The organism is Streptomyces tubercidicus (assembly GCF_027497495.1).
GTDB lineage: Bacteria > Actinomycetota > Actinomycetes > Streptomycetales > Streptomycetaceae > Streptomyces > Streptomyces tubercidicus.
This window is the reverse complement of sequence record NZ_CP114205.1, coordinates 4,125,981-4,141,009: the sequence shown is the minus strand read 5'-3', so window position 1 is coordinate 4,141,009 and position 15,029 is coordinate 4,125,981. Positions and strand designations below refer to the sequence as shown.

The window sequence follows — 15,029 nt, the reverse complement described above, 5'->3', positions numbered from 1 at the left end:
TCTGATCCGGGCGTGATCCGGATCGTCACGAGGGGCACTTCCGCCACAGGGGAGCGGAAGTGCCCCTCGCGCGCGCATGCCCGCTGTGCTGGAATGCGATACGTGCCTGGCCATCAGAACCGCGCCGCTCATGTCCGCCGTAAGCCCTTGGCCCCTCTTCCCGACGAACTCTCCGGCCCGGTACGGGACTTCGTCGCCGCCCTGCGCCGTATGCACGGCGAACTCGGCTACAGCCTCAAGGAGTTGGAGAGCCGCCTGCCCGCCAGTCGCTCCTCCCTCTCCCGCTATCTGCGGGGGCAGAGCCTGCCCGACGAACGGCTGCTGGTGCAGTGGTGCACGCTCTCCCTCACCGGTGAGGACCGGCTGCCCGCCCTCGTCGAACTGCTGCACCGCGCCCAGGAGTCGGCGGACGCGGGAGCAGGGGCGGCGGCACGGGACACTGCGTCCGACGGGGAGACCGGGACGAACGCCGAGGATGCGCCGCGCGCCGGGAGGGAAGCGGGGGCGGCAAAGGAAGCCGGGGCCGGGGTGGCCACCGGCGGACGGCGCACGCGGCTGCTGCTCGCCGGGCTCGGGACCGCCGCCGTGCTCACCGCCGCTGCCCTGGCCGTACCGGCGCTGATCAGCTCGAACGGGTCGCCGGGTGGCGGCAGCGATGACCGGGCGCCGGGCGCGAAGAACGCGGCGTCGGCCGCCGGGACCGCCCGGATCACCGTCCACAACGTCGAACGGGCCTGTCAGCACCGCCGTACCGAGAACTGTGCGCTCGGGCTGGCCCGCGATCCGTACCGGCCCTACCGCCGCTCCAATGTCGTGGGCCATGTCTGGCACGGCGAGGTGCTGCGCGCGGTCTGCCGGATCGCCAACGGGATCACCGTCACCGATGAGGTGGGCGGGCACAGCAGCTTGTGGTTCCGGGTGGAGCACAAGGGCGAGCAGGTGTGGATGCCGGCCATCCGTATTCGCCCGGAACAGGTCGAGAACACCACGCTGCCCGGCTGTCCGGACTGACGCTTCGGCCCCGCTCCGGACCGGCTTTCGTCACCCGCAGGTTGACCTTCACCCCCTCTCCACGGGCCGATCCCAACCCCTCACACCCCGTATGACCTGCGATAACGCCATACCACCAGGGTGCATGACGAACCCACCCTGGCGCATCGACCGGCAGTGGATATCGTGGCCGTGCCATGACAGGCACACCACGCTGATAGCGCAGCACCTCACTGGGGGACCACCCATGACCGCACGCCGCTCCCGCCACCGCTCCGCCGCTTGTGCCGCGCTGGCTCTCGGGCTGGCCGGCTCGCTCGCGCTGACCGGCTGCAACAGCCACTCCTCGAAGAAGTCGAAGAAGTCCTCCTCGAAGTCCTTCTCCTCGTCTTCCAAGACTTCCAAGATTTCCAAGTCTTCCAAGAACAAGAAGCGCAAGGTCATCGGTGGCGGTGCGGCCGCGGCGGGCGCGGGAGCGGCATCGCGGCGGGTGCCCGACTGCTACCCCAGCACGTACAAGGTCACGTTCTCCCAGCAGACCGGCCCGAAGAGCCACGTGGCGGTGAAGTTCAAGAACTCCACCAGCCGCGACTGCAAGCTCTACAACGCGCCGCTGCTGCGCTTCAACAACGCCAAGGACCCGCTGCCCCTGCTCCAGGGCACGCCCGGGCACCTCGACGGCACCCGCATCACCGTGCCCGCCCACGGCTACGCCTACGCGGTCATCCCCACCAACACCGCGGCCGCCAAGGGCACCGCGCAGAAGTCGGTGGCCATCGACTTCATGGGCATCTCGGCGAGCTCCGCCACGCACGGCCCGGCCACCGTCAACTTCGCGGAGAAGCGGCTCCACATCTCCGTCGGCAAGAGCAAGGTCACCAACTGGAGCTCCAGCATTCACGGGGCGCAGCTGGCGGGCGGCGTCGGCAAGTAGCCCCGCCGCCGACCCGTCCGGCGGCCGTCCCGGGCCCCTCGACCGGGCCCGGGATTCTCGCTTCTACTCGGCGTCGAGCCCGGCGAGGACGAGCCCCAGCCGGGCCGTCCCGCCCTCGGCGATCGTGACCGGAACGCCCCAGTCCTGCTGATGCACATGGCAGGCCGGGTACTCGATGTCCGGGTCGTCGTCGCAGGACGCGGCCATCGCCGAGACATGCAGCACGCCCTCGCTCATACCGTCCGCGAGCACCAGATCCCGGGTGAGGTCCGTGCCGGCCCCCGCGCCGTCGGCGAGCAGCTCCGGCGGGGTCGCGCTGACCAGCAGCCGCGTCGAGGGGCCGTAGCGGGTGTCGAGCTTCTGGCCGGCCGGGGCCTGGAAGACCACCTCCAGCCGCAGCGCGCCCGGCGCGACCTCGGTGGCCGCGCGCTGGGTGCGGTGCGCCACCGACTCGACGCGGATCGCCTCCTCCGGGAGCCGCAGCCGGGTCAGCCGGTGCCGCGCCGACTCCACCACCACGAGGTCGCCGTCGACGAGCACCGCGCCGGACGGTTCGCGCAGATCCTTCGCCAGCGTCGTCACCTCGCCGCTCGCGGGGTCGAAGCGGCGCAGTGCGTGGTTGTAGGTGTCCGCGATGGCGACCGAGCCGTCGGGCAGCGCGGTCACGCCCAGCGGGTGCTGCAGCAGTGCCTGGTCGGCGGCGCCGTCACGGTGCCCGAAGTCGAACAGGCCGGTGCCGACGGCCGTGCGGACGACATAGCCGTCGCCCGTCTCGGCGGGCTCCACCCAGCGGACCGCGCTGGTCTCCGAATCCGCGATCCACAGCCGGTCGCCGGCCGCCGCGAGCCCGGACGGCTGCGCGAACCACGCCTCGGCGGCCGGGCCGTCCACCAGGCCCTCGTTGGTCGTACCGGCCGCGACCTCGACCGTGCCGGCAGCCGGATCGTACGTCCACAGCTGGTGTACCCCGGCCATCGCGATCCACAGGCGGTCCTGCCACCAGGCGAGATCCCACGGCGAGGAGAGGTCCACCTCCCGCGCCGGACCCGAGGTCGGGGAGCCCTGCCACCACTGCTTGCCGGTGCCGGCCACCGTCTCCAGCGCACCGCTGTCGGGGTCGAAGACGCGGATGGCGTGGTTGACCGTGTCCGCGACCGCCACCCGGCCGTCGGGCAGCAGCGCCAGGCCCTGCGGCTCATTGAAGGAGTCCGGGGTCAGCCCGCGCTCGCCGGTGCCGATCCGGCGCAGCACCTGCTCGCCGTCCGCCGCCAGCTCCACCAGCTGATGCCGGGTGGTGTCCGAGACCAGGAAGCTGCCGCCGGGCAGTCGGACCGCCTTGCCGGGGAAGCGCAGATCGGTGGCCACCGGCTCCGGCGGTACGTAGGGGCCGTCACCACGGTGCAGAGTGCCCTTCGCCGTGTGCTCGGCCTCCAGCTCCTCGACGAGCTTCTCGATGGCGTGCGCATGGCCCTCACCGGCGTGCTGGGCGACGACATACCCCTCGGGGTCGATCACCACGAGCGTCGGCCAGGCCCGTACCGCGTACTGCTTCCAGGTGGCGAGCTCGGGGTCGTCGAGGACCGGGTGCTCGACGCCGTACCGCTCCACGGCGTCCACGACGGCCTGATGCTCGGCCTCGTGCACAAACTTCGGGGAGTGCACACCGATGATCACGACCGTGTCGCGGTGCCGCTCCTCCAGCTCCCGCAGCTCATCCAGGACATGCAGACAGTTCACACAGCAAAAGGTCCAGAAATCCAGGACGACAATGCGTCCTCGCAGGTCGGAGAGGGTCAGACCCTTGTTGCCGGTGTTCAGCCAGCCGCCCTTGCCGGTCAGCTCGGGGGCGCGGACGCGTGCACGTGAAGCCATGTGGACATTCAACGTCACTCCGCTGCGTGCGCATTCCGCAGGGCCCCGGGGGAACACGTCAGCCATGCAGCGATCTCCCGGGGACGCCTCCCCGCGCCCGAGCAAGTACGTGGTACGCGACCGCATCTTCGGCATCGGTGACGACTACTGGATCGAGGACGAGCACGGACGGCACGCCTTCCTGGTGGACGGGAAGGCGCTGCGGGTGCGGGAGACCTTCGAGCTGAAGGACCCCGAACGGCGGGTGCTGATCACCATCCGCAAGAAGATGCTCAGCCTGCGCGACACGATGACCATCGAGCGGGATGACCAGCCGCTGGCCACGATCCGGCGCAAACGGCTCTCACTGCTGCGCAACCACTACCGTGTCGAGCTGGTGGACGGCACCGAGCTGGACGTCAGCGGAAAGATCCTGGACCGCGAGTTCGCGATCGAGTACGAGGGCGAACTGCTCGCCGAGATCTCACGGCGCTGGCTGACCGTGCGCGACACCTATGCGGTCAATGTCGTACGGGACGACGCGGATCCGGCGCTGCTGATCGCCATCGCGGTGTGTGTGATCCGGCTGGCGGAGCGGGAGCGCGGGGAGGACTGAACGGCATGCGTTCGGGGCGCCGTACCCCTCTGCGGGCGGGAATCATCGGCCTACGATGGTCGTCCGAAAGCACTGCCGGGGTGCCCGTGCGCAGCGTAACTTAACTGCACAGACAGCAGCCCGCGTACGAACCGTCCGAGGGGTCCCGTGACCGTCCATCCCAGCCTTCAGTCCTCCATCGATGCCTGGACTCACTCCATAGAAGCGATAACCGAGCTGGTCACTCCGCTCGTCGAGGGCGAGTGGAACGGGGCGACGGGCCTCCCAGGGTGGTCCGTGCGCGATGTGGTCTCCCACGTCATCGGCCTGGAATGCGAAATGCTGGGCGACCCACGGCCGATTCACACCCTGCCGCGCGATCTCTACCACGTCCGCAGCGAGTCGGCGCGTCGTATGGAGGTGCAGGTCGACGTCCGTCGGCACCACACCGCGCCGGAGATGCTCAGCGAGCTCGAATACACCGTCATCCGCCGCTCCCGGCAGCTGCGTAACGAGTCCCGTCAGCCGGACGCCGTGGTGCGCAGCCCGCTCGGTGAGGACCGTTCGCTGGAATTCGTGCTGCAGCAGCGGGCGTTCGATGTCTGGGCACATGAGCAGGACCTGCGCCGGACGCTCGGCAAGCCCGGCAATCTCGACTCCCCCGGCGCGCAGGTGACGCGCGATCTGCTGGTGAAGGCGCTTCCCGGCATCGTCACCAAGCGGGCCCAGGCGCCCGCCGATTCAGCAGTGGTCTTCGACGTCAGCGGACCGCTGGAATTCCTGCGGACGGTCCGCATCGACGCCGAGGGCAATGCCACGATCGACGGCAGTGTCTCGCTCGGCCCGACCGTGACATTCGCCCTGGACTGGGACACCTTTCACCAGCTGGCCTGCGGCCGGGTGCGTGCGGCGGCCGTCACCGAGCAGATCAAGATCGACGGCGATGCCGAACTGGCCGCGGCGATCCTGGACCACTTCGCGGTCACGCCGTAGCACCAGGGACGGGGCGTCCCGGCCGGCTTCGCCTCTCCGTGCCCTGCCCGTCAGTCGGCCGGAGAGCGAGAGCGAGCCCCGGAGTATGAGCCGTTTCACGTGAAACAGCCCTCTCCGTTCCACGTGAAACGGACCCGGCCGCCAACCACTCGGCCGCCTCAGGCGGGAACGTGAACCGCCTCGACCCGGCTGACGACCAGCCGTTCGCGCTCGCGTCGTGCCGCACGCCGACGCAGCCGCAGGATCTGCGCGACGCCGAGCGCCTCCAGGACGAAGATCGAGGCGAAGGCGATCCGGTAGTTGTCCCCGGTCGCATCCAGCAGCACCCCGATGGCGAGCAGCGTCGTCATCGAGGCGGTGAAGCCGCCCATGTTGACGATGCCGGAGGCGGTGCCCTGGCGCTCGGGCGGGTTGGCGGGCCGCGCGAAGTCGAAGCCGATCATCGAGGCGGGGCCACAGGCGCCCAGCACGGTACACAGCACGATCAGCAGCCCCATCGGCGCATGATCCGCCGGCCAGGCCAGCACCAGCCCCCACATCAGCGCCGTGGCGCCCACGGTGCCCAGGGCCAGCGGGGTACGGGCCGCGTGATGCCGGGCGATGATCTGCCCGAAGACCAGCCCCACCACCATGTTGGAGAGCACGACGAGGGTGAGCAGTTCACCGGCGGTGCCGCGGGGCAGTCCCTGCGCCTCGACGAGGAACGGCAGGCCCCAGAGCAGCAGGAACACCATCGCGGGGAACTGGGTGGTGAAGTGCACCCACATACCCAGCCGGGTACCGGGCTCGCGCCAGGCGTCCGCGATCTGCCGGCGCACGAACCCGGCGCCGGTGTGTCCGGCGGACGAGGGCGGCGGCTCGCATCCCTCGGGGTGGTCCTTGAGGAAGAGCAGCAGCACGATCAGCACGACGATGCCGCCGACGGCGCTGGCGGCGAAGGTCGGGGTCCAGCCGAAGGAGTGCAGGAAGCGGGCGAGGATGAGCGTGGAGATCAGGTTGCCCGCCATCCCGACCAGCGCGGCGACCTGGGCGATCATCGGGCCACGCCGGGCCGGGAACCACCGGGAGCCCAGCCGCAGCACGGTGATGAAGGTCATCGCGTCCCCGCAGCCGAGCAGCGCACGCGAGCCGAGCGCCATGGCGTACGACGAGGAGAGCGCAAAACCGAACTGGCCGACGGTGTAGAGCACCACGCCGAGCGTCAGCACCTTCTTGGGGCCGAGCCGGTCGACCAGCAGACCGACGGGTATCTGCATCCCCGCGTACACCAGCAGCTGGAGGATGGAGAACGTCGACAGCGCCGAGGCGTTGATGTGGAAGCGTTCGGCGGCGTCCAGCCCGGCCACGCCGAGGCTGGTGCGGTAGGTGATCGCGACAAAGTAGACCGCGACGCCGATGCCCCAGACGGCCATCGCCCTGCCGCCGCCGGGCGGGTCCGCGGACATCAGACGGGCGGAGCCGCCGCCTGTGCCGGAGCCGGCGGCGTCGTCCGAGCCGAGGGAGCCACCGGCGCTTCCGCTGCCGGCGCTCATCGCACGTCCCCCTGCGCGAGGTTGCGGACCCAGCTGACATGGCGATGCACGGCGTCGGTCGCGGCGTCCGCGTCACCGGCGCGCAGCGCTTCGAGGATCTCCGCATGCTCGGTGATGTTCTTGGCGATCCGGTCGGGATGGGCATGCATCACCGCGACGCCCATCCGCAGCTGACGGTCGCGCAGCTGCTCATAGAGCCGGTCGAGGATCTGGTTGCCGGCGCTGCGCACGATGGCGGCGTGGAAGGCGCGGTCGGTGACGGACACGGCGGCCCAGTCGCCGGAAGCGGCCTGCTCCCGCATCGTCTCCAGCAGGTCGGTCAGCTCCCCGAGCAGTGCCTCACTCGCCGGCACCGCCTTGGCCGCGGCATGCTTCTCCACCAGCAGCCGGGTCTCCACGACATCGGCGATCTCCTGCGCGGAGACCGGCAGCACCAGCGCGCCCTTCTTGGGGTAGAGCTTGATCAGCCCCTCGACCTCCAGCCGCAGCAGCGCCTCGCGCACCGGCGTGCGCGACACTCCCACGGCGTCGGCCAGTTCGCCCTCGGTGAGCAGCATCCCGCCCTCGTAGCGGCGCTCCAGGACGGCGTCCTTGATGTGTGCGTAGACCCGCTCGGCGGCGGGCGGCTGCTTGACGGCGGACTCTCTGGCAGGAGCGGTGGGCGTGGACGATGAGGGCATGCGCACAGGATAGATACAACAGGTATGCGTGCGACACCGCATTCCGCGATGCGGACAGGAGGGGCGAGAAGGGGCATGTTTCCCCTGGTGGAGGCCCTATCGGCGGCCCTCCCGGCGGCGGAAGGGTGCCCGGCGCGCCCGGTGTGCGCCCCGGCCCGTCCGCCGCCCGGCGGTGCCCTCAGCCCGGCATCCGCCCCTGCGCGACCAGCCGGGCGACGACCTGCGCATGGGCGGGTGCACAGCGCTCCCGGGCTTCCTGACGGTCGAACCAGGCGTATTCGGCGATCTCCCTCCCGGGGGCCGGTGCGATGTCCTGGGGCCCGCCGGTGAAGCAGGTCATATGCAGCCGGCGCCCGTTCTTCCCGTGGGCGATGGCATGGATGACAAAAGCCTCCGACAGCTCCTCGACGGGCACCACCAGGCCGAGTTCCTCACCGAGCTCACGCGACAGCGCCTCCCGTGCGGTCTCGCCGGGCTCGTACTTGCCGCCCGGGAGATAGAAGGTGTCGTTCCCGCGCGTCCGTACGCTCAGCAGCCGCCCCTCGCGCACATGCAGCCAGCTCACCGACTTCAGCGGCGCGGCCCGCTCCAGAGTGATCAGCGGATGGCCGGTCTCCTCGTCCGTCCGCCGCCCCCGTTCCGTGAAGCCCAGGTGCGCGCAGAAGCCGCGGGCCCGGTCGTTTCCCTCGAAGACCTCCAGGGTCAGCGCACCGTGCCGGGCCGCCGCATGCTCCAGCAACTCCCGCCCGGCTCCGCCGCCTTGGGCCTCCGGCGCCACGCACAGCCCACGGACCTCGGCCCCGGTCCGGTTGCCGTCCCCGGGCCCGTCGGCCCGCAGTCCGAGCAGTCCGATGACGCGGCCCTCGCGTTCGGCGACCCAGTTCTCCGCCTGGGCGAGGTCCGCCTCGCGGAGGAGCCGGGCCCGTTCGCCCGTGCCCTCCCCGTCGATGAACGGATGCGCCTGCCGCGCTGCGCGGGACCACAGGTCGGTGACAACGCACTGGTCGGAGGGTCGATAGCGCCGGATGATCATTTCGCTGGTCATTGCGCCGACCGTAAGCAGTGCGGCCGACCCGCGGCAAACGCTTTCCCGGCCTCCGCAGAAAGGGAGACCCCGGAGGGAGGTCGGGTCCGCCTCAAGACGGACAAGAGTCCGTACCTACCGCGTATGAACCGCCGCGCATCTCATGGGTGAATAGAGACAGGGAGCCGGGGAGGCTCCGTCATCCAAGGGGAGTTGACCATGCCGTCCAGGACGAACGCCGGCCGCCGTACGCGGAATACCGTCGTGCTGGCATTGATCGTCGCCGGCCTGTGGGCGGGCATCGCCCTGACCCGCGGCGCCGCACAGACCGAGGGATCCGGTCCGACCGGGCCGGTGGGCCACTTCAGCCGCGCGGTGGAACTCATCCGCGGCTGACCGGCCCCGGTCGGGCACGGCCCGGCTACACCTTGCGCGGCTCGCCGCGCCCGGCCTGCCGGTATCCGGCGTACTCGCTGACGTAGGGCCGGAGCGGCGGCGCGGGGCGAACGCAGGGCTGCTCGTCCACAGGGCCGGTGCGGGCCCGAGGCGGCGTTTCACGTGAAACGCCGCTCCGCACCGCCCGGCCCCGCATCCCGGCTCATCCCCAGGTGATGAGCCGCTTGGGCCGCTCCAGCACCGCCGCGATATCCGCGAGCAGCTTGGAGCCCAGCTCGCCGTCGATGAGCCGGTGGTCGAAGGACAGCGCGAGGGTGGTGACCTGACGCGCCTTCACCTTGCCCTTGTGGACCCACGGCTGGAGCTTGACCGCGCCGAAGGCGAGGATCGCCGACTCCCCCGGGTTGAGGATCGGCGTACCGGTGTCGACGCCGAAGACGCCGACATTGGTGATGGTGACCGTGCCACCGGTCATGGCCGCCGGAGAGGTCTTGCCCTCGCGGGCGGTGGCGACCAGATCGCCCAGTTCCTCGGCGAGTTGGGGCAGCGTCTTGACCCCGGCGTCCTTGATGTTCGGGACGATCAGCCCGCGCGGGGTGGCCGCCGCGATCCCGAGGTTGACGTAGTCCTTGTAGACGATCTCCTGCTGTGCCTCGTCCCAGGACGCATTGACCTCGGGGTGACGCTTGATGGCCACCAGGAAGGCCCTGGCGACCAGCAGCAGCGGGTTGACCCGCAGCCCCGCCATGTCCGGATCCTGCTTGAGCTCCTGGACGAGCTTCATCGTGCGGGTCACATCGACGGTGATGAACTCCGTGACATGCGGCGCGGTGAAGGCGCTGGAGACCATCGCCTGTGCGGTGGCCTTGCGTACACCCTTGACGGGCACCCGCCGCTCACGGGCGGCGGCGTTGACGACGCCGGTCTCCGCCGGAGCGACCGGGGTCGGCACCGCGGCCGCTGCGGCCGGAGCCGGCGCCGCTGCCGGGGCGGCGGCCGCGTGCACGTCCTCGCGGGTGATGATGCCGTCCGGCCCGCTCGGAACGACCGTCGCCAGATCGATCCCGAGATCCTTGGCGAGCTTGCGCACCGGCGGCTTGGCCAGCGGCCGGCCGACGGCGCCGACACCCGCGCCGTTCGCGACCGGGGTCACTGCCGGGGTCACGGGCGCGGCCGGTGCGGGCGCCGTCCGCCCGTTCAGCTCCGCCTGGAGCGCGGCGCTCACGGGCTCCGGCTGGGCCGGCACCCCCGCCTGGGGCTTGCGGGCCCGGCGCTTGGTCGAGGACGGCGCGGCGCCATAGCCGACCAGCACCGCCTGCCGGCCCTGCGGCTCGGCCTCCTCCTCGGCCTTGGCGGCTTCCGGTGGCGTCTGGACCGTCGCCGGTGCGGAGGCGGGCCCGGCGCCGGGGTCGGTGTCCACGGAGATGATGGCGGTGCCGACGTCGACGGTGACGCCCTCGCCGAAGGTCAGCTCGTGCACCACCCCGTCGTACGGAATGGGCAGTTCAACGGCGGCCTTGGCGGTCTCGACCTCGCAGACGACCTGGCCGTCGGTCACGGTGTCGCCCGGCTTGACGTACCACTTGAGGATCTCGGCCTCGGTCAGCCCCTCGCCGACGTCGGGCATCTTGAACTCGCGGAAGCGCTGAGCGTTGGCGGTACTTGCAGTCATGGTCACGAACTCTCCTCAAACCCTCAGTACGCCAACGCACGATCAACGGCGTCAAGCACCCGGTCCAGCCCCGGAAGGTACTCGTCCTCCAGCCGGGAGGGCGGATACGGGGAGTGGAAACCGCCGACCCGCAGGACCGGGGCCTCCAGGTGGTAGAAGCACCGCTCGGTGATCCGTGCGGCGATCTCGGCACCGGCGCCGAAGAAAACGGGGGCTTCATGGACGACGACCAGCCGGCCGGTCTTCTGCACCGACGACTGCACGGTGTCGAAGTCGATCGGGGAGAGCGAGCGCAGGTCGACGACCTCCAGCGACTTTCCCTCCTCGGCCGCGACATTGGCGACGTCCTGGCAGACCTTGACCATCGGACCGTAGGCGGCCAGCGTCAGGTCGGTGCCGGTCCGGGCGATCCGCGCCTTGTGCAGCGGGTCCGGGATCGACTCGGTGTCCAGCCGCGACTTGTCGTGGTAGCGGCGCTTGGGCTCGAAGTAGATGACCGGGTCGTCGCCCGCGATGGCCTGCTGGAGCATCCAGTAGGCGTCGGAGGAGTTCGAGGGAGAGACGATCTTGAGTCCCGCGACATGCGCGAACAGCGCCTCGGGGGACTCGGAGTGGTGCTCGACCGCGCCGATGCCGCCCGCGTACGGGATGCGGATGACGACCGGCACCTTGACCTTGCCCAGCGCGCGGGCGTGCATCTTGGCGAGCTGGGTGACGATCTGGTCGTAGGCGGGGAAGACGAAGCCGTCGAACTGGATCTCGACGACCGGGCGGTAGCCGCGCAGCGCCATCCCGATCGCGGTGCCGACGATGCCGGACTCGGCCAGCGGGGTGTCGATCACCCGCTCCTCGCCGAAGTCCTTCTGCAGTCCGTCGGTGACGCGGAAGACGCCGCCGAGCTTGCCGACGTCCTCGCCCATGACGAGGACCTTGGGGTCGGCCTCCATGGAGGCACGCAGCGACTCATTGATCGCCTTGGCGATGGTGATCTTCTCGAAGACGGCCATGGTCAGTTCCCCTCCGCGACAAGATCGGCGTCGGCGAACGACGCCTGGTACGCGGCGAACTGCGCGCGCTCCTCATCGACGAGCGCATGCCCGTCGGCATAGACATTCTCGAAGATCGCCATGGTGTCCGGGTCGGGCATGGCGCGCACCGCATCACGGACCCGCTTGCCCAGGGCCTCGCTCTCCTCGTCGATCGAGGCCAGAAACGCCTCGTCGACGATGCCCTCGGCCTCCAGGTACGTCCGCAGCCGCAGGATCGGGTCCTTGGCCTCCCAGGCGGCCCGCTCCTCGTCCGCCCGGTACTTCGTCGGGTCGTCGGAGGTGGTGTGCGCGCCCATGCGGTAGGTGAACGCCTCGATCAGCATCGGCCCCTGGCCGGTGCGCGCCCGCTCCAGCGCCGCCCTGGTCACCGCCAGACAGGCCAGTACGTCATTGCCGTCGACCCGTACGCCGGGGAAGCCGAAGCCGCGGGCGCGCTGGTAGAGCGGCACCCGGGTCTGCTTCTCGGTGGGTTCGGAAATCGCCCATTGGTTGTTCTGGCAGAAGAACACGACCGGGGCGTTATAGACCGCGGAGAAGGTGAAGGATTCCGCGACATCACCCTGGCTGGAAGCGCCGTCACCGAAATAGGCGATGACCGCGGAATCCGCGCCGTCCTTCTGCACACCCATCGCATAGCCGGTCGCATGCAGCGTCTGCGAGCCGATGACGATCGTGTACAGGTGGAAGTTGTTGCTGTTGGGGTCCCAGCCGCCGTGATTGACACCGCGGAACATGCCCAGCAGGTTCGTCGGGTCGACCCCGCGGCACCACGCCACACCGTGCTCGCGGTAGGTCGGAAAGACGTAATCGTCGTCGCGCAGTGCGCGGCCGGAGCCGATCTGAGCGGCCTCCTGGCCCAGCAGCGAGGCCCACAGGCCCAGTTCACCCTGGCGCTGGAGGGTGGTCGCCTCGGCATCGAACTTCCGCGTCAGCACCATGTCGCGGTAGAGGCCGCGCAGTTCTTCGGCGGAAAGGTCGATCGCGTAATCCGGGTGCTCGATCCGCTTGCCTTCGGGCGTCAGCAGTTGAACGAGCTGATCCTGCTCCGCCTGCTCGGGCCGGCCGGAGTTCCGGGCCTTGGCCGGGGACGCCTTCTTTGCCGGCGTCGCCTTTTTGGCGGTGGTGCGCTTGCTGCTGCCGCGGGCGTTTTTCCGCTGCGCAGTGCCTTCCACGGTCACGTGCTGCTCCTCCGTCTGTCCGGCCCCCGGGGTCCGCCGGTGGCCGTATTGCGGCTCACCCGGTATCCGATACGGCGCACGGGGTGTGTGCGTTCGCGGCCCGGATCCGGGTGGAACAAAGCTCCCGGACAGTGGCCTGCTTCATTGCACGTTACCCATTGTCAAAGCCGAAGTGGAAACGGCGTTGACCTGCGATTTTGCTTGGATTTCCAAGTAAATCGCGAAGGCTTGGAACAACTCCTGGTCACAGCGTTGCAGGCCGCCGGGACAACGGCACGTTATATCGGTGACCTGGAGCACGGGAAGGGTTGATGTGTGAGACTGGTGAGGTGCGCGAAGACGGAAAAATCACGGTATTCCTGCTCGACGACCACGAAGTTGTCCGGCGCGGCGTCCACGAAATGCTCTCGGTCGAGGAGGACATCGAGGTGGTCGGCGAGGCCGGCACCGCCGCAGATGCCCTGGTCAGGATCCCGGCGACGCGGCCGGACGTGGCGGTGCTCGATGTCCGGCTACCGGACGGGAGCGGCGTCGAGGTCTGCCGCGAGATCCGTTCGCAGGATGAGGACATCAAATGCCTGATGCTCACATCGTTCGCGGATGACGAGGCCCTTTTCGATGCGATCATGGCCGGTGCGTCCGGTTATGTCCTCAAGGCCATCCGGGGGAACGAACTGCTCTCCGCGGTGCGGGAGGTGGCGGCCGGAAAGTCGCTGCTCGACCCCGTGGCCACCGCCCGGGTGCTGGAGCGGCTGCGCGACGGCAACGCCGTCAAGGGTGATGACCGGCTGGCCAGCCTCACGGACCAGGAGCGCAGAATTCTCGATCTGATCGGCGAGGGAATGACCAACCGCGCCATTGGCGAGCGGCTTCATCTCGCCGAGAAAACGATCAAGAATTATGTCTCCAGTCTGCTGTCCAAGCTCGGAATGGAACGCCGCTCGCAGGCCGCCGCCTATGTCGCCCGAATGCAGGCGGAACGGCACTGAACAGCGCCGGAATAACGGTGCGCACGCTGCGTAAGGCCTTCCGGCACACCCACTCCGACGGGCGTAGTTGATCTAACATCTGGCGCGTGCTGCGCTCATCTGTAGTCCGGACGGCGGCGACGCCCGACAGAGACACCCTCGGATCCCTGCTCCGCCACTACGCAGGCGCCGGTACGCCGCTGTCCTGTGAACCCGTCGCCGAGGGCCTGCTCAACCACGGCTACTTCCTCGCCACCACCCGCGGCCGCTACTTCCTCAAGCACCACCTGGACGGCGACCGCGCCGCCCTCACCCGCCAGCACCGCGCCACCTACCGGCTCGCCGCCCTCGGCCTGCCGGTCGCCCCGCCCGTCGCCCATACGGACGGCCGCACCGTCACGGTCCTCGACGGCCGCTGCTACGCCCTGCACCCCTGGGTCGAAGGCCGCCATCTCGGCGGCGCCGCGCTGACCCGTGACCAGTCCCGGCGGCTCGGCGCCCTGCTCGGGCTCGTGCACACCGCACTGGAGGAGGTCATGGCGGACGAACCGCACCCGCCCCGGCCGCCCTGCGCGGACGCCGGCGCCGCCCCCGAGCGGACCTTCGAGACGATCGACGAGCTGCTGGCCCTGGCCCGCGGCGCCCGGCCGCGCACCAGCTTCGACGAACTCGCCGAACACCGTCTGCTGGAGCGCCGGGCCCTGCTGGCACAGCAGGCGCACCGCCGTCCGGCCCCCGGCGCGGAGCCCCCCGCGGGCTGGGTGCACGGAGACTTCCACCCGCTGAACGTGCTCTACCGGGGCACCGAACCGACCGCGATCGTCGACTGGGACCGGCTGGGCGTCCAGCCGCGCGCCGAGGAGGCGGTACGGGCCGCCGCGATCTTCTTCGTACGCCCCTGCGGCACGCTGGACCTGGGCAAGGTGGCGGCGTACGCGGGCGCCTACCGCAGCGCCTGCGGGGCCGGTGCCGAGGAACTCGCCGCGGCCGTCCACCGGGTGTGGTGGGAGCGGCTGAACGATTTCTGGATGCTCACCTGGCGCTACCAGCTGGGCGACCGCCGCACCGATCCACAGTTCCCGGCGGCGGCCGCACTGGCCGTGTGGTGGACCCGCGAGTACCGGGCCGTACGGAACGCCTTCACCCGCTGAAGCGGCGAAGCGGCGT

14 protein-coding genes are annotated in these 15,029 nt (G+C 70.2%); 7 read left to right on the top strand and 7 right to left on the bottom strand.

What is annotated here, in order from left to right; all coding sequences use genetic code 11:
- Window positions 1-93 precede the first annotated feature (93 nt).
- Entirely contained in the window at window positions 94-1,011 is a 918-nt protein-coding gene (locus tag STRTU_RS18015) for a helix-turn-helix domain-containing protein (protein ID WP_159744579.1), read from the top strand.
- Between the two features lie 226 nt (window positions 1,012-1,237).
- The gene (locus STRTU_RS18010) at window positions 1,238-1,924 is read left to right on the top strand and encodes a DUF4232 domain-containing protein (RefSeq protein WP_159744577.1); all 687 of its coding nucleotides are present in this window, start codon (window positions 1,238-1,240) and stop codon (window positions 1,922-1,924) included.
- Window positions 1,925-1,987: 63 nt separating this feature from the next.
- On the opposite strand, the gene STRTU_RS18005 is transcribed toward STRTU_RS18010, so the two are convergent.
- A complete protein-coding gene (locus STRTU_RS18005) occupies window positions 1,988-3,796 on the bottom strand; it encodes an NHL domain-containing thioredoxin family protein (RefSeq protein WP_159744575.1) in 1,809 nt (602 codons plus the stop codon).
- A 64-nt stretch (window positions 3,797-3,860) separates the two neighbouring features.
- On the opposite strand from STRTU_RS18005, the gene STRTU_RS18000 reads away from it, so the two are divergent.
- Both STRTU_RS18000 and STRTU_RS17995 read left to right on the top strand, forming a co-directional pair.
- A complete protein-coding gene (locus STRTU_RS18000) occupies window positions 3,861-4,391 on the top strand; it encodes an LURP-one-related/scramblase family protein (RefSeq protein ID WP_159744573.1) in 531 nt (176 codons plus the stop codon).
- Between the two features lie 147 nt (window positions 4,392-4,538).
- Complete coding sequence (locus STRTU_RS17995) at window positions 4,539-5,363, top strand: maleylpyruvate isomerase family mycothiol-dependent enzyme (RefSeq protein WP_159744571.1); 825 nt, start codon at window positions 4,539-4,541, stop codon at window positions 5,361-5,363.
- A gap of 158 nt (window positions 5,364-5,521) precedes the next feature.
- On the opposite strand, the gene STRTU_RS17990 is transcribed toward STRTU_RS17995, so the two are convergent.
- From STRTU_RS17990 to STRTU_RS17980, 3 genes are all read right to left on the bottom strand, one after another.
- Window positions 5,522-6,775, bottom strand: a complete 1,254-nt coding sequence (locus STRTU_RS17990; protein ID WP_159747035.1) for an MFS transporter — start codon at window positions 6,773-6,775, stop codon at window positions 5,522-5,524.
- Window positions 6,776-6,891: 116 nt separating this feature from the next.
- On the bottom strand, window positions 6,892-7,575 hold the full coding sequence (locus tag STRTU_RS17985) for a GntR family transcriptional regulator (protein WP_159744569.1): 684 nt from the start codon (window positions 7,573-7,575) through the stop codon (window positions 6,892-6,894).
- Window positions 7,576-7,753: 178 nt separating this feature from the next.
- On the bottom strand, window positions 7,754-8,620 hold the full coding sequence (locus STRTU_RS17980; protein ID WP_159744567.1) for a GNAT family N-acetyltransferase: 867 nt from the start codon (window positions 8,618-8,620) through the stop codon (window positions 7,754-7,756).
- Between the two features lie 198 nt (window positions 8,621-8,818).
- On the opposite strand from STRTU_RS17980, the gene STRTU_RS17975 reads away from it, so the two are divergent.
- Complete coding sequence (locus STRTU_RS17975; RefSeq protein ID WP_167539169.1) at window positions 8,819-8,995, top strand: hypothetical protein; 177 nt, start codon at window positions 8,819-8,821, stop codon at window positions 8,993-8,995.
- 202 nt (window positions 8,996-9,197) lie between these two features.
- Here STRTU_RS17975 and STRTU_RS17970 read toward each other — a convergent pair whose 3' ends face one another.
- The 3 genes from STRTU_RS17970 to pdhA are packed head-to-tail and all read right to left on the bottom strand — an operon-like array spanning window position 9,198 to window position 12,894.
- Window positions 9,198-10,667 carry a dihydrolipoamide acetyltransferase family protein gene (locus STRTU_RS17970; protein WP_159744565.1) on the bottom strand — a complete coding sequence of 490 codons (1,470 nt, stop codon included), beginning with the start codon at window positions 10,665-10,667 and terminating at the stop codon, window positions 9,198-9,200.
- Window positions 10,668-10,690: 23 nt separating this feature from the next.
- Window positions 10,691-11,674 (bottom strand): alpha-ketoacid dehydrogenase subunit beta, encoded by a 984-nt coding sequence (locus tag STRTU_RS17965; protein WP_159744564.1) that lies wholly within the window; start codon window positions 11,672-11,674, stop codon window positions 10,691-10,693.
- A 2-nt stretch (window positions 11,675-11,676) separates the two neighbouring features.
- Window positions 11,677-12,894 (bottom strand): pyruvate dehydrogenase (acetyl-transferring) E1 component subunit alpha, encoded by a 1,218-nt coding sequence (pdhA, locus tag STRTU_RS17960; protein WP_159744562.1) that lies wholly within the window; start codon window positions 12,892-12,894, stop codon window positions 11,677-11,679.
- Window positions 12,895-13,223: 329 nt separating this feature from the next.
- On the opposite strand from pdhA, the gene STRTU_RS17955 reads away from it, so the two are divergent.
- Together STRTU_RS17955 and STRTU_RS17950 are read left to right on the top strand one after the other, a co-directional pair.
- Window positions 13,224-13,883 carry a response regulator gene (locus STRTU_RS17955; protein WP_159744560.1) on the top strand — a complete coding sequence of 220 codons (660 nt, stop codon included), beginning with the start codon at window positions 13,224-13,226 and terminating at the stop codon, window positions 13,881-13,883.
- 86 nt (window positions 13,884-13,969) lie between these two features.
- Window positions 13,970-15,013, top strand: a complete 1,044-nt coding sequence (locus STRTU_RS17950; protein WP_159744559.1) for a phosphotransferase — start codon at window positions 13,970-13,972, stop codon at window positions 15,011-15,013.
- The last annotated feature ends 16 nt before the right edge of the window (window positions 15,014-15,029 follow it).